11 protein-coding genes are annotated in these 13,290 nt (G+C 71.3%); 6 read left to right on the forward strand and 5 right to left on the reverse strand.

Annotation, left to right across the window (positions count from 1 at the left end):
* Nucleotides 1-21: 21 nt before the first annotated feature.
* Nucleotides 22-1,008 carry a peptidoglycan-binding domain-containing protein gene (locus tag J2S42_RS38530; RefSeq protein ID WP_307247493.1) on the reverse strand — a complete coding sequence of 329 codons (987 nt, stop codon included), beginning with the start codon at nucleotides 1,006-1,008 and terminating at the stop codon, nucleotides 22-24.
* Nucleotides 1,009-1,309: 301 nt separating this feature from the next.
* Between J2S42_RS38530 and J2S42_RS38535 the strand changes: the two genes are divergently transcribed.
* From J2S42_RS38535 to J2S42_RS38560, 6 genes are all read left to right on the forward strand, one after another.
* On the forward strand, nucleotides 1,310-2,290 hold the full coding sequence (locus J2S42_RS38535; protein WP_307247495.1) for an ISAzo13-like element transposase-related protein: 981 nt from the start codon (nucleotides 1,310-1,312) through the stop codon (nucleotides 2,288-2,290).
* Between the two features lie 198 nt (nucleotides 2,291-2,488).
* Nucleotides 2,489-3,238, forward strand: coding sequence for a D-Ala-D-Ala carboxypeptidase family metallohydrolase (locus J2S42_RS38540; protein WP_307247497.1), 750 nt, complete (start codon nucleotides 2,489-2,491; stop codon nucleotides 3,236-3,238).
* Between the two features lie 62 nt (nucleotides 3,239-3,300).
* Complete coding sequence (locus J2S42_RS38545) at nucleotides 3,301-4,254, forward strand: penicillin-insensitive murein endopeptidase (protein ID WP_307247499.1); 954 nt, start codon at nucleotides 3,301-3,303, stop codon at nucleotides 4,252-4,254.
* Nucleotides 4,255-4,405: 151 nt separating this feature from the next.
* Nucleotides 4,406-5,332: an ABC transporter ATP-binding protein gene (locus J2S42_RS38550; protein ID WP_307247501.1), complete on the forward strand. Its 927-nt coding sequence runs from the start codon at nucleotides 4,406-4,408 to the stop codon at nucleotides 5,330-5,332.
* Nucleotides 5,310-6,098, forward strand: coding sequence for an efflux permease Rv1217c-related protein (locus J2S42_RS38555; protein ID WP_307247503.1), 789 nt, complete (start codon nucleotides 5,310-5,312; stop codon nucleotides 6,096-6,098). The genes J2S42_RS38550 and J2S42_RS38555 overlap by 23 nt, the downstream gene beginning before the upstream one ends.
* Nucleotides 6,091-7,209, forward strand: a complete 1,119-nt coding sequence (locus J2S42_RS38560) for a PucR family transcriptional regulator (protein WP_307247504.1) — start codon at nucleotides 6,091-6,093, stop codon at nucleotides 7,207-7,209. Before J2S42_RS38555 ends, J2S42_RS38560 begins: the two co-directional genes overlap by 8 nt.
* A gap of 130 nt (nucleotides 7,210-7,339) precedes the next feature.
* On the opposite strand, the gene J2S42_RS38565 is transcribed toward J2S42_RS38560, so the two are convergent.
* The 4 genes from J2S42_RS38565 to J2S42_RS38580 form a co-directional block, all read right to left on the reverse strand.
* Complete coding sequence (locus J2S42_RS38565; RefSeq protein WP_307249267.1) at nucleotides 7,340-9,370, reverse strand: M4 family metallopeptidase; 2,031 nt, start codon at nucleotides 9,368-9,370, stop codon at nucleotides 7,340-7,342.
* 634 nt (nucleotides 9,371-10,004) lie between these two features.
* The gene (locus J2S42_RS38570) at nucleotides 10,005-10,325 is read right to left on the reverse strand and encodes a hypothetical protein (protein WP_307247506.1); all 321 of its coding nucleotides are present in this window, start codon (nucleotides 10,323-10,325) and stop codon (nucleotides 10,005-10,007) included.
* Nucleotides 10,326-10,420: 95 nt separating this feature from the next.
* A complete protein-coding gene (locus J2S42_RS38575) occupies nucleotides 10,421-12,307 on the reverse strand; it encodes a potassium transporter Kup (protein ID WP_307247508.1) in 1,887 nt (628 codons plus the stop codon).
* Between the two features lie 109 nt (nucleotides 12,308-12,416).
* The gene (locus tag J2S42_RS38580) at nucleotides 12,417-13,190 is read right to left on the reverse strand and encodes a siderophore-interacting protein (protein ID WP_307247510.1); all 774 of its coding nucleotides are present in this window, start codon (nucleotides 13,188-13,190) and stop codon (nucleotides 12,417-12,419) included.
* Nucleotides 13,191-13,290 lie beyond the last annotated feature (100 nt).

Genomic DNA, 13,290 nt, shown 5'->3' on the forward strand with positions numbered 1-13,290 from the left:
CCGCCGCCAACGGATCACGGATCAGCCGATTCCGGCGATCAGCAGTTGCCAGAGGGCGGGGTCGACCACGCCGGTGGCCGTCCGGTCGTGGGCGGACTGGAACGACGTCACCGCGGCCTGGGTCGCCGGGCCGAACGCGCCGTCCACGGTCAGTGCCGCGCCGGACCGGTTCAGCGCGACCTGCGCGGCCCGCACCGCGCTGCCCTGGTCGCCGGTCTGCACCTGGCGCAGCAGCCTGGACCAGGTGACCATGCCGACGATCCCGTCCGCGGTCGCGCCGTTGGCGGACTGGAACGACCGGACCGCGGTCTCGGTCGCCGCCCCGAACGCGCCGTCCACGGTCAGCGTCTGGCCGGACGCGTTCAGCAGGTGCTGCAGCACCTGCACGTTCACGCCGGTCGCGCCGCGCTCCAGCCGGGGCCAGGAGGCGGGCTGGTCGGCCGCCGTCCACCAGGTCGTCTGCTTGAGCGCGCCGGCCCGGCTGAAGCTGAAGTGCACGTGATCGGTGTGCGGGTTGCTGCCGGTGTACGTCCGCCAGCCCTCGCTCGCCCGGTACGCGGACCAGATGCGGCCGTCGAAGATGATGTACATGATCCCCAGCCGCCGCGCGTTCGCGTGCTGGTTGCCGTGCGCGTCGGTGGCGAGCAGCCAGGCCAGCAGCTCGTCCGCGCGGGCGTGGTCCGCGCTGTTGTTCGCGTTGATCGTCCAGTCCCAGGCCCGGCCCTCCTTATGCTCGGTGACCTCGGCGGCGCTGCACGCGCGGACGATGCCCGAGTCGCCGGTGGCCGGGTAGGTCCGCAGCGCCAGCTCGCGGAAGCCGAGCGTGCCCGGCTTGGCCACCGGGTCGCAGGTGGTCTGCGGGTCGTAGGCCGCGTGAGCGTCGATCGCGGCGCCGAACACCGGCGTGGTGGGCGGCACCGCGGCGGCCGGGACCGCCGCGACCAGCACGGCCAGCGTGGCCGCGGCGGCCGTGACCGCGCCGCGGCGAAGGACGGGGACGAGTCGCATCGGATCTCCTCCGGCTCAGGTCGGCGAGCGTGGCACGACGGAGTCCGGGCAGCGCGCACGGGACATTCACGCATGACCTCCCCCGTCATGCGGCAGACCATACACCCGCCTACGCCATGTAGATTTGTGCGATTCGATGGCAATAGTGCAGATAATTCGGCGCTATTGCCCGCTTTTGGGTAGCCGGGAATTCGGTGCGCGCGGAACTGCGCATGACGATTTGGTGTCGTCCGTCGCGCATTCCCGGACGGCCGGTTCTACTCATCACCGCACGACGTGTGACGAGACGGGGGAGAGCGGGATGGGAGTGTCGGAGAAGTCCGCGGAGGACCCGCTGGCCGGCATGTTCGCCGAGCTGGCCGGGCATCTGGACGAGCGACAGCGCCGGCTGGTGATGGGCGCGCAGGCGCGGCGGCTGGGCCGGGGCGGCATCGCCGTGGTGGCCCGCGCGGCCGGGGTCAACCGCAAGACCGTGGCCCGGGGCGTGGACGAGCTGGACGGCCGGGCCGAGCCGCCGGGCCGGGTCCGCGCCCCCGGCGCCGGGCGGCGTACCGCGGTCGAGGCCGACGACGGTCTGGAACGCGCGCTGTGGGACCTGATGGAGCCGCGGGACGCCGCGCGGTCGCCGTTGCGGTGGACGACCCGGTCGGTGCGCTGGCTGGCGGACGCGCTCCGGGCCGCCGGGCATCCGGTCTCGACCTGGACGGTGCGCCGGTTGCTCGAGGCCGGCGGATTCCGCCGTCCGGCCGCGCCGAGCCGCGGCGGCCACGGCGGCTGGCCGGACGGGGAGCGCGAGCGCCGCTTCCGCCGCCTGGACGACCAGGCCGCGGCCTTCGTCGACGCCGGTGAGCCGGTGGTCAGCCTGGTCGCGTGGCGCGGCGGCATCCCGGAGGCCACCGGTGCGGACGGTGCGACGGTGGGCCTCGCCGACCGGCGGCACCGGGTGCCGGTCGGCGGCGACCGGGAGACGGCCGGGTTCGCCGTGTCGAGCCTGCGCCGCTGGTGGGCGATGGCCGGTGCGGGCGAGCATCCCGGTGCGCGGCGCATGCTGGTCGTGGCGGACAGCGTGCACGCCACCGAGCACCGCCACCCGTGGCTGCGCACCGGGCTGGCCGGGTTCGGCGGGGAGGCGGGGCTGGCCGTGGTGGCCGGCGATCTGCCGCCCGGCATCAGCCGGTGGAACCAGCTCGCACACCGGATGTCCGACCAGGTGGTGCTCCGGCCGCGGGGCGGGCCGACGGCCGGCTACCTGGTGGCGATCGGCGTCGTCGGCCCGGAATGAGCGCCGGTTGACCAAGTAATTTTCTCGCACGAACATAAGTGCGGCCGGCGGTGTTGGCAACGACGGCGTGCCGATCATTCACGGTACGGATATTTCCGTCGTATGCGCCGATCGACATTGACGCTCGTCCGCTCCCTCGACACTGTGGTGGCTCGCGGCCCGCACCGCGGGCCACCGGAGCCACGGGGAGTAGTCCGGATGACGAGACAGAAGGTGTTCCGCCTGTTCATGGCGCTGTTCATGATGGTCTCCGCGACCGCCACGGTGAACGTGATGCTGGCGGGTCCGGCCCAGGCCGACGGGTGCTACACCTGGAGCCGCACGCTGCGCGAGGGCATGACCGGCGACGACGTCACGCAACTGCAGATACGCGTCGCGGGCTGGACCGACTCCGGCGAGGTGCTGTCCATCGACGGCGACTTCGGCCCGCGGACCACGGCCGCGGTGCGCAAGTTCCAGGCCGCGTACGGCCTGGGTGCCGACGGCGTCGCCGGCCCGCAGACCGTCAACCAGATCTACGCCCTGCAGGACGACGACTGCAGCCCGATCCACTTCACGTTCGCCGAGGTCACGCAGTCGTCGACGTGCGGCAGCCAGGCCAGCCTGCAGGGCGGTGCGGTGCCGGCCGCGCAGGTGCGGGAGAACCTGATCAGGTCGATGTGGCGGGCCGAGGCGCTGCGGCGCCAGCTCGACGACGCGCCGCTGGTCGTCACGTCCGGGTTCCGCAGCGTGGACTGCAACCGGCGGGTGGGCGGTGCCACCGGCAGCCGGCACACGTACGGTGACGCGCTCGACTTCACCGGCACGCCGAGCCTGTGCACCATCGCGCGGCAGGCCCGGACCGCGGGCTTCGCCGAGATCATCGGCCCCGGCGCCGCCGGCCACGACGACCACACCCACCTGGCCGCGAAGCCGACCCGCAGCTGGTCCGCGCCGGACTGCTTCTGATCCCGCACCACCGCAACGATCGGGACCGCGCCGTCGCGGGGTCCCGGCGAGGAGGTCACCACGTGCACACCCGGACATCGACCGGATCCCTGCTGCTCCGCCTGGCCGTCGCGGTCACCGTGGCGCTCGGCGGCGTCGTGCTCGCCGGCCCGGCGCAGCGGGCCGAGGCGTTCCCCGGCGCGTTCTTCCACACCCAGCGCCAGGGCAACCGTGGCGTCGACACCCAGGCCGTGCAGTACCTGCTGACGGCGCGCGGCCACGCGACCGACACCGACGGCGTCTTCGGCGCCGGCACGACCACCGCCGTGCGCGCGTTCCAGAGCGCGCGTGGGCTGACCGCCGACGGCATCGTCGGCCCGCAGACCTGGGGCGCGCTCGTCGTCACTGTCCGCCAGGGCGACAACGGCCCGGCGGTCCGCGCGGTGCAGACGCTGCTGAACAAGAAGCGGCGGCTGTCGCTCACGGTCGACGGTGACTTCGGCTCCGGCACCCACGCGGCCGTGGTCGCGTTCCAGAACCACGCCGGCATCGCCGCCGACGGCATCGTCGGGCCGGCCACCTGGCAGAACCTGGTCTGGCACTACGCCTACCCGTCGCTGGCCGACATGTGCGACAAGGACCCGGACGGCAACGGCACCGCGAACTGGGGGACCGGCGCCGCGATCGGCTCGCTGGAGGCGGCCGCCGCGTCGTTCGCCGGCAGCGGCAACGGGCAGCTGCCGCTGGGCGACGTCAGTTTCGAGCACGGCGGCGACATCCCCGGTCACAGCACGCACGAGACCGGGCTGGACGTCGACGTGTGGCCGATCCGCACTGACTCGGCACAGTGCACGGCCGGGCGGATCACCTGGCAGTCGTCCACCTACGACCGGGCGGCCACCCGGCTGCTGGTGCAGCGGATCCGGGCCACCGGGCGGATCGAGAGCATCTACTTCAACGACCCGACCCTGATCAGCGAGGGTCTGACCATCGACTACCCGAACCACGACAACCACCTGCACATCAACTACCTCTGACCGGTACGCGACGCCAGGGGCCCGGCGATCCGCCGGGCCCCTGGCGTACCCCCCGTGGCCGTGGTCCCTGCCGTGTTCCGGCAATTCGCGGGACGTGACTCGGCCGGGTTCGTGCCTGGAACACCGCGGCGCCCGCCGCGAGGATGTGGGCATGACGACCGACATCGCGATCCGCGCGGAGGGACTGACCAAGTTCTACGGCGGCGATCGCGGCATCGAGGACCTCGACCTGGAGGTCCGGGCCGGTGAGGTGCTGGGTTTCCTCGGGCCGAACGGGGCCGGGAAGACCACCTCCATCCGGTTGCTGCTGGACTATCTGCGCCCGACCCGGGGGCGCGTCACCGTGCTCGGGCTCGACCCGCGCCGGGACCGGGCCGCGCTGTACCGCCGCGTCGGATATCTCCCCGGCGAGCTGGCCTTCCCCGGGCGCGGGCGGGCCGACGAACTCCTCCGGTTCTTCGCCGCGGCCCGCGGCGGCGTCGCCTGGTCCCGGGTGACCGAGCTGGCCGACCGGCTCGAGCTGGACGTGTCCCGCCCGGTGCACGCGATGAGCAAGGGCAACAAGCAGAAGGTCGGTTTGGTGCAGGCGTTCATGCACCGGCCCGCGCTGCTGATCCTGGACGAGCCGACCAGCGGGCTCGACCCGCTGATGCAGCAGGAGTTCCTGGCGCTGGTACGCGACGCGCGCACCGACGGGCAGACCGTGCTGATGTCCTCGCACGTGCTGGCCGAGGTGCAGCACGCGGCGGACCGGGTGGCGATCGTGCGCGCCGGGCGGCTGGCCGCGGTCGAGCGGGTCGAGTCGCTGGGCCGGCGCGCGGTCCGCACCGTCGAGATCCATTTCGCGGATCCGGTGGACGCGGCCGAGTTCGCCGCGCTGCCCGGCGTCACCGACGTGCTGGTGTCCGGCCCGGTGCTGACCTGCACCGTGGACGGCCGGCTGGACCCGCTGATCAAGGCGGCAGCCCGGCACGACGTGGTCGACCTGCTGTCGGCGGAGCCGGACCTCGAGGAGACGTTCCTGTCGTACTACTACCACTCCGAAGGAGCCGGCGATGCTGCCCGCACTGGTGCGTAAGACCTGGCGGGACGACCGCCGCGCGGTGCTCGGCTGGGCCGCGGGCGTGGCCGTGTTCACCGCGGTCTACTCCGGCTTCTTCGCGAGCTTCCAGGGTACGGCCGAGTTCAAGCAGGACGCGCTGCCGCGGGAGGTGCTGGAGTTCCTCGGCGTCGCCGACCTGCTCTCCCCGGCCGGATATCTGCAGGCCAGCGTGTTCAGCCTGCTCGGGCCGCTGCTGGTGATCATGTGTGCGGTGACGTTGACCGTGCGGACGATCGCCGGGCCGGAGGAGGACGGCGGCATGGAGCTGCTGCTGGCCAACCCGGTGTCCCGGGTCGCGTTCGCCGTGCAGCGCCTGGCCGCGTCCACGGCCGCCGCCACGCTCGTCGCGGCGCTGCCCGGTCTGGTGCTGCTGGTCGTGGTGCCGGTGATCGGCATGGACATCCCGCTGTCCCACGTGGCCGCGGCCGGTGCCGGGCTGGTCGCGCTGGTGTGGTGCTTCACCGGGATCGCCTTCCTGGCCGGCGCGGTCACCGGCCGGCGCGGGCCGGTCCTCGCCGTCACCGGCGCGATCGCGGTCGCGACGTACATGGCGCACGCGCTCAGTGGCGTGATCGACGGGACGGCCTGGATGCGGTGGCTGTCGCCGTTCCACTACTTCATCGGCACCGACCCGCTGGGTACCGGCTGGCATGTGGCGGAACTGCTGGTGCTCGTGGCGGTCGGCGCGGTCACCGCCGCGGCCGGCGTGCTGCTGTTCGATCGCCGTGACGTCGGTGTCTGACGACGACCGGCTCGCCTCGCCGCCCGCTACCGGAACGTCTCTGCCGGGACAGCCGGGGGACGGCGCGGACCGTCTCGCCGCGGGGTGCGCGGCGCTGCTGGCGATGCCGGCCGGTGTGGAACGGGACCGCGCGGCCGCATCGCTCGGTGCGCACGCCGCCGACGCCGGCCTGCGGCTGCCGCAGCTCGTCGACGGCGTGCTCCGCGCCGCCACACTGCACTGGCATCCGACCGCGGGCCTGGCGGCCGGCGCCGCACACGCGCGGGCCGGCACGCTGCTGGACACGATCCGGGTGCTGATCGCCGCGATCCTCGACGGATACACCGATCAGACCAGAGCCGAACTCAGCCGGTACGACCGGGACCGCACCGCGTTCGTCAACGACCTGCTCACCGGCCGTGCAGACCAGGGCGGGCTGGCCGAGCGGGCCGGCCGCTACGGCATCCGGCTCTCCGCCACGCACGTGGTCCTGATCGCCCGGTCACCCGGCATCGGTATCGACGTCGTGCACCGGATCGACGCCGCGCTCGCCGACCGGTTCGGTGAGGGCAACACGCTGACCACGCTGCGCGACGGCGACCTGGTCTGCATCAGTGCCGGCGGCCTGCGCGGCATCGCGGCCGAACTCGCCCACCAGCTCCTCGGCACGCTCGGTGCCGGCCGCTGGCAGATCGCGGTCGGCCGCGCCCACCGAGGCCTGACCGGGCTGGCCCGATCGCTGGACGAGGCCCGCGGCACGCTCGACCACGCGGCCGCGCTGGGCTTCACCGCGCCCGTGCTGCACGCGGCCGACCTACTCGTCTTCCCGGTGCTGCTGCGCGACCGGGACGCGATCACCGACCTGGTCGCCACGGTCCTCGGCCCACTGGAGACCGCGCGCGGCGGTGCCCGGCCGTACCTGGAGACGCTCTCCGTGCTCTTCGACAACCAGGGCAACCACGCGGCCACGGCACGGCAGATGCACCTGTCCGTGCGCGCGGTCACCTACCGCCTCGACCGCATCCGGGCGATCACCGGCTACCACCCGGGCGAACCCACCCAGCGCTTCACGCTGCACGCCGCCGTCCTCGGCGCCCGCCTGCTCGGCTGGCCACCGACGCCCTCCGACTGACCGGAGCCGCCGCCGCAGTCCGGCCGGCGTGGTGTGCCGTCGGGCGTCGGGGAGGTCATGCCGTCCGGTCACCCGCTGAGGGCCGCGACCTCGGCGAGATCGCGGCCCGGCGCTCAGCGATGCAACAGCGTCAGAATTGCAGCGACCAGGACGCGATCGAGCCGGTGTCCCGGGAACTCCTGTCGCGGACGCGGAGCTTCCAGACGCCGTTCGGTTGCTTCGACGACACGTCCAGGACGTACGTCTTGTCGATGCTGTCGTAGTATCCGTACCCGCGATTATGGACGTTGTAGACCGTGCCGTCCGGGGCGATCACGTCCACGACCAGGTCGCGCGGCTCGCCGTGGTAGATCAGGACCTTGACCTTCAGATCGCGAGGCGACGTCGGCTGATCGGTGACGGTGATCGGCGACTCGGCCTCGCCGATCGGGCCGTCGGGGATGACGATGCGGTTCGTGTTCGAGAAGTAGTTGCTCTCCACCGGCGGCAGCTCTCCCGGCGGCGGATCGCCCGGACCGGTGCACACGGCGTCGGAGCCGGAGACGTTCACCGCGGACCAGGCGGCCTGCACGGCCCGGTACTCGTCGTTGCACGTGCCGTACAGGTCCGCAGCGGCCTTGAGCGTGTCCTGCCGGGCCTTGCGGTACGACTCGGTGCTGGTGAAGTGCGCGTCGAGGGCACGGAACCAGATCCTCGCCGCCCGTTCCCGGCCGATGCCGGTGACGGTGGAGCCGTCGCAGGTCGGGCTCGGCTTCGGTCCGCCGGACGAGCCCTCCGCGAGCAGGTAGAAGAAGTGGTTTCCCGGACCCGAGGTGTAATGCGGATCGTAGTCCGGCCAGGGGAACTGGTAACAGTCGAAGGATCGGCCGTCCAGGCTGGGCTGGTACATGTAACGCAACGGCCGGCCGTCGCCGAACAGGTTGATCTCCTCGCCGATGTCGTAGTCACCGGGGTCGTTGACGTTGTTGGCGGCGAACTCGACCATCGAGCCGAAGATGTCACTGGTCGCCTCGTTGAGGCCGCCCGCGTCGTCGTTGTACTCCAGGCCGGCGAGCGAATCGGTCAGCCCGTGGCTGAGTTCGTGGGCGACCACGTCGAGCGCCACCAACGGGTTGGCGTTGTCCCGGCCGTCGCCGAACGTCACGTTCGTCCCGTCCCAGAAGGCATTGGTGTAGTTCCAGCCGTAGTGGACTCGCGCCCGGACGCCCTTGCCGTCGCCACGGATGCCGGTGCGTCGGTGGACGGTCCTGAAGTAGTCCCAGGTCTGTGCGGCACCGTAGTGCGCATCGACACCGGCCGAGTTGCGGTCCGACTGCGTCCCGTTGCCCCAGGCGTTGTCGGCGTCCCACAGGGTGCTGCACAGGTTGGTGTTGTTGCCGAACGTGCAGGTGTCGTTGTCGCCCCGGGACGGATCCGTCAGCGCGAAGCTGCCCCCCGAACCCGGCTTGGTGTCGAGCGGTACGGCTCCGTTGAAGATGCCGAGGCCGGAACCCTTTGCCGGCACGCCGGCGGCTGCGCGCGCCACCGGCCCCGGTGCCGCCGCCGCTGCCGTGAGCTGCTCGGACGGGATGAACACGCGTACGTCATCCCAGCGCTGGAGCACGGCGCCCGTGTGGGCGTCGACGATGACGTTCTCCTTGCTCGGGGTCTGGCCGTCCGCACGTGTTCCGGACAGCCGCACCTGCCAGGCGAGCCGCGGAGTCGGTACGGCGTCCACGATCAGCGTGCTGCCGAGCACCCCCGTCAGGGTGCCCTCGAACCCCTGCTTGGCCGCGTCGGCGGCCTGCCCTGCGGTCTTCTTCGGAGTGATGGACGGCAACGAGATCGCATCCGGCTGCGCCACGTCCGCTCCGGCGAACCGCCCGGCCGCGTCGCTGTGCACGACGAAGTCACCGCCCCGCACCGGCAGGCCCCGATACGTCCGCTGATAGCGGGTATGGGAGGCGCCCGAGGCGTCGATGATGACCCGCCCGGCAATGTACTTCTCGCCGTCTACGCCCTTGATCGCCGCTCGGTGCGCCGACACGGCTTGTTCGGCCCGGGCCAGCGCGGCGGCGCGGTCGGGCACCCGATCGCCTCCGGACGGCGCGCCCTGCGCGGCCGTCGGCACTCCGGCCGCCAATCCCAGCACCACAGCGATGATGCCGGTCGAGGCAAGCATGCTCCTCACCGATACTCCTCCCGTTGGCTGCGTAACCGATCGTCACGCACGGAAAACTTATCGACGTCCGTCGTTTGTTGTTAGCTGTGGGAGCCACCGGTAAGAGCGCGGTAATAAATGAAACCGCCGCGGCCGGGAAACCTGGCCGCCGGAAGGCGTCGGCGTCGACCCGTGTGCCAGTGCGCCGCGGTGGGTCTTCATGTGGAGGTTCAGTTGACGCCCGTACCCGCCTCGCCCTTACCTCCGTGGGCGGCCGTGGTCCTCGTGCCTGAACCAGGCTCGATCGGCGGTAGATCCGCGCACGTGACCCTGGCGTCAAAGGCCACGAAAAGTACGTTGCGAAGGATGTCGAGAACGGCCTGACGGCTCCGTCTCGGAGGTGGATTCGACCACCGTGGCCGCACGACACCAAGGAGGCCCAGCATGACGATCCAGCGGATGGACAACGTCCTCGTCGTCGTCGACGACCTTGACGCTGTCATATCGTTCCTGGCCGAACTCGGCATGGGATCGTGCACAGAGTTCCGCTGAGCGAGTGCCGTATCAGCGCATCAGCGTGAGCGCGCACCCGCTGCTGAGACATCCTCGACGTCACGCCGCGCACGAACGGCGGCAGAAGAGTGCGCCACTCTCATTAGCCGGGCGGTAGTTCGCCCGAGGAGTCAAGGACCGACACCGTCATATCAAGCAGTCTCTGAAAGTAGGCGGCCTCATCGCCCGACAGCTCCGGCACAACCCGCTCGAGATCTCGCTCGCGCGCCGCGAGGACATCCCACCACCGGTCGTCGATGTTGCCACCATCGTTCAGCCAGGTGCTGATGCAGCCAGCGACGTCCGCATCGAGCATCACCATCTCGATACCCGCTATGTCCACGGACCGCAACCGGTCAGGGAAGGCAGCATCGCGATGTGCCGTCCACAGCCGCGCCATACCCGTCATTCGATCGTTTTTCATGCCGGGCGACGCTCCACTCGTCGACTACGGCACACTGTGCCAGAGGTGCGGACCCACCTGCCAGGCGGGAGGAGGCTTCATCGCGGACGGAGACCTCACACCTCGATCCGGGAACCCATGATCACCGTACGGTGGCGGGGGAGGCCGAAGTACTCGGCCGCGTCCGCGGTGATGTGGGCGGTGGCGATGAACAGGCGTTTGCGCCACGCGGCCATGGTGTGCGCCGGGCCGCGGACCAGTTCGATCTTCGACAGGAAGTACGACGCGTCGTCGACCTCGGTCCGGTCCGCCGTGATCAGCCGCAGCACCGCGGGCACGTCCGGCTTCTCGATGTAGCCGAAGCGCACGTTCACGTGCGTGATCCCCTCTCCGACGGCGCCGAGGTCGTCGATCTCGATGCGCTCGGCGTCCGGCACCCGCGGCACCGGCAGCGTCTGGATCGACAGGATCACCACCTTCTCGTGCAGCACCCGGTTGTGCTCCACGTTCGCGCGTAACGCCAGCGGCGCGGTCTGCTTGCCGCGGTTCAGGAACACCGCGGTGCCGGGCACCCGGACCGGCCGGCGCGCGTGCAGCTCCGCGACGAACTCGCGCAGCGGCCCCTCGGCCCGGTCGCGTTCCGCGGTGACGATCTGCCGGCCGCGCTGCCAGGTGGTCATCACCGTGAACGCGATCAGCCCGATGATCAGCGGCAGCCACGCGCCGTGCACCAGCTTGGTCAGGTTCGCGCCGACGAACAGCAGGTCCACCGCGATCAGCAGCGTCGCGCCGGTCGCGGCCAGCCAGGCGGGCACGCCCCAGCGGGTGTGTGCGAGGTAGAAGAACAGCAGCGTGGTGATGGTGATCGTGCCGACGACGGCCATGCCGAACGCGTACGCCAGCGCGGCCGAACTGCGGAACGCGAACACCAGCGTCAGCACCGAGACCATCAGGACCCAATTGATCCACGGTACGTAGATCTGGCCCATCGTCGACTCCGACGTGTGCGCCACCCGCAGTCGCGGCAGGTAGCCGAGCTGCCCGGCCTGGTTCGCCACCGAGTACGCCCCGGTGATCACCGCCTGGGCCGCGATCACCGTGGCCGCGGTCGCCAGCAGCACCATCGGCAGCCGCCCCCACCCCGGCACGAGCAGGAAGAACGGGCTGGACAGCGTGCCCGGATCGGCGAGCAGCAGCGCACCCTGCCCGAGGTAGCTGAGCGTGCTGGCCGGCAGCACCAGCCCGAGCCACCCGAACGCGATCGCGCGCCGCCCGAAGTGCCCCATGTCCGCGTACAGCGCCTCCGCGCCGGTGACCGCGAGCACGATCGCGGCGAGCGCGAAGAACGCGATGTGGAAGTGCCCGGCCAGGAACCCGATCGCGTACGTGGGGGAGAGCGCCCGGAGGATGTCCGGTCGCTGCGCGATCCCGCCGAGCCCGCAGATGCCGATCGCCAGGAACCAGGAGATCGTGATCGGCCCGAACAGCCGCCCGACCGCGTTCGTGCCGAACCGCTGCACCGCGAACAACACCACGATGATCACCGCGGTGATCGGGATGATCAGCTCCTCCAGCCCCGGCGAGACGACCTTCACCCCTTCGACCGCGGACAGCACCGAGATGGCCGGCGTGATCATGCTGTCCCCGAAGAACAGCGCGGCCCCGAACAGCCCCAGCACGGCCAGCGCCACCGCGGTCTTCCGCCCCCGGGCCGCCTCACCGCGCCGCAACAGCGTGATCAGGGCCATGATGCCGCCCTCACCGTCGTTGTTGATCCGCATGACGAGCGTGACGTAGGTCAGCGTCACGATCAGCATCACCGACCAGAAGATCGTCGACACCACGCCGAACAGGTTCTCCTCCGTCAGCGGCACCGGATGCGGGTCCGCCGGATTGAACACCGTCTGCAGCGTGTAGATCGGGCTGGTCCCGATGTCCCCGAACACCACCCCGAGCGCCCCCACCACCCCAGCCACGCTCAACTTGTCCCGCTTCGCCCCCATGCGCCCGATCATCCCGCACGCCCACGGCCCCGGCGACGTGATTCATCGTTTGACGTAATCACTGCGTGCCGCTGATGGCTACCCCGCCCTACCCGAACGACTGACCGGGTCAGGCGGAGGTGCGGCGCCAGTAGCCGCAGAAGTAGACCCGGCTCTTGGCGATGGCGAGGTCGGTGCAGAGGTGGCGGCGGACCGTGGTGACCATGGTCGATTCGCCGGCGATGAAGGCGTAGGGATTGCCCGGCGGCAGTTCCAGCGCGCGCAGCGTGTCGATGATCACGCTGCTGGTGCCCGGCTCGTCGCCGTTGCGGTGCAGCCAGTGGACGGTGACGCCGGGCGGTGCGGCGATCGGGATCTCGCAGGGTGTGCCGCCGCATTCGATTAGCGCCAGGCCGGTCGCGTCGTGCGGAAGGGACTCGATCGCGGCGGCGATCGCGGGGAGCGCGGTCTCGTCGCCGGCGAACAGCTGCCAGTCGGTGTCCGCGGGCGGCGCGTACTCCGCGCCGTCGCTGAGCACGCCGATCCGGTCGCCGGGCGCGGCCTTGTGCGCCCAGGCGGAGGCCGGGCCGCCGTCGCCGTGCAGGACGAAGTCGATGTCGAGTTCGCGGCGGTCGGCGTCGAAGCGGCGGACCGTGTAGTTGCGCACGACCGGGCGTACCTCCTCGGGCATCGCCTTGAGCGCGGGCCACCACCCGTCCGGCGAGTCCGGCAGCGTGAGCGGCACGTCCGGGGCCGGGGCCAGGAAGATGCGGACCAGGTGGTCGGGGCCGTCGTAACCGAAGCCGTGCAGGTCCGGCCCGGTGACGGTGATCCTGGTCAGGTGCGGGGTCAGGCGGCGGTTCGCGACCACCTCCGCGGACAGCGCACGGCTCGTCACGGTCATGGCGAGGCTCCTCTGTGGGGGGTTCTTCCGACCCGAGTGAGGTTAGGTTAGCCTGTCCTGAGTTTTGATCTCACTACTGAGGGGCGGGAAGTGACAGCGG

The organism is Catenuloplanes indicus (assembly GCF_030813715.1).
GTDB lineage: Bacteria > Actinomycetota > Actinomycetes > Mycobacteriales > Micromonosporaceae > Catenuloplanes > Catenuloplanes indicus.

Bases quoted from the DNA above. Each gene is read 5' to 3' on its own strand.
- J2S42_RS38530 (WP_307247493.1), bottom strand. From the start codon at position 1,008: ATGCGACTCGTCCCCGTCCTTCGCCGCGGCGCGGTCACGGCCGCCGCG.
- J2S42_RS38535 (WP_307247495.1), top strand. From the start codon at position 1,310: ATGGGAGTGTCGGAGAAGTCCGCGGAGGACCCGCTGGCCGGCATGTTC.
- J2S42_RS38540 (WP_307247497.1), top strand. From the start codon at position 2,489: ATGACGAGACAGAAGGTGTTCCGCCTGTTCATGGCGCTGTTCATGATG.
- J2S42_RS38550 (WP_307247501.1), top strand. From the start codon at position 4,406: ATGACGACCGACATCGCGATCCGCGCGGAGGGACTGACCAAGTTCTAC.
- J2S42_RS38555 (WP_307247503.1), top strand. From the start codon at position 5,310: ATGCTGCCCGCACTGGTGCGTAAGACCTGGCGGGACGACCGCCGCGCG.
- J2S42_RS38565 (WP_307249267.1), bottom strand. From the start codon at position 9,370: ATGCTTGCCTCGACCGGCATCATCGCTGTGGTGCTGGGATTGGCGGCC.
- J2S42_RS38570 (WP_307247506.1), bottom strand. From the start codon at position 10,325: ATGAAAAACGATCGAATGACGGGTATGGCGCGGCTGTGGACGGCACAT.
- J2S42_RS38575 (WP_307247508.1), bottom strand. From the start codon at position 12,307: ATGGGGGCGAAGCGGGACAAGTTGAGCGTGGCTGGGGTGGTGGGGGCG.
- J2S42_RS38580 (WP_307247510.1), bottom strand. From the start codon at position 13,190: ATGACCGTGACGAGCCGTGCGCTGTCCGCGGAGGTGGTCGCGAACCGC.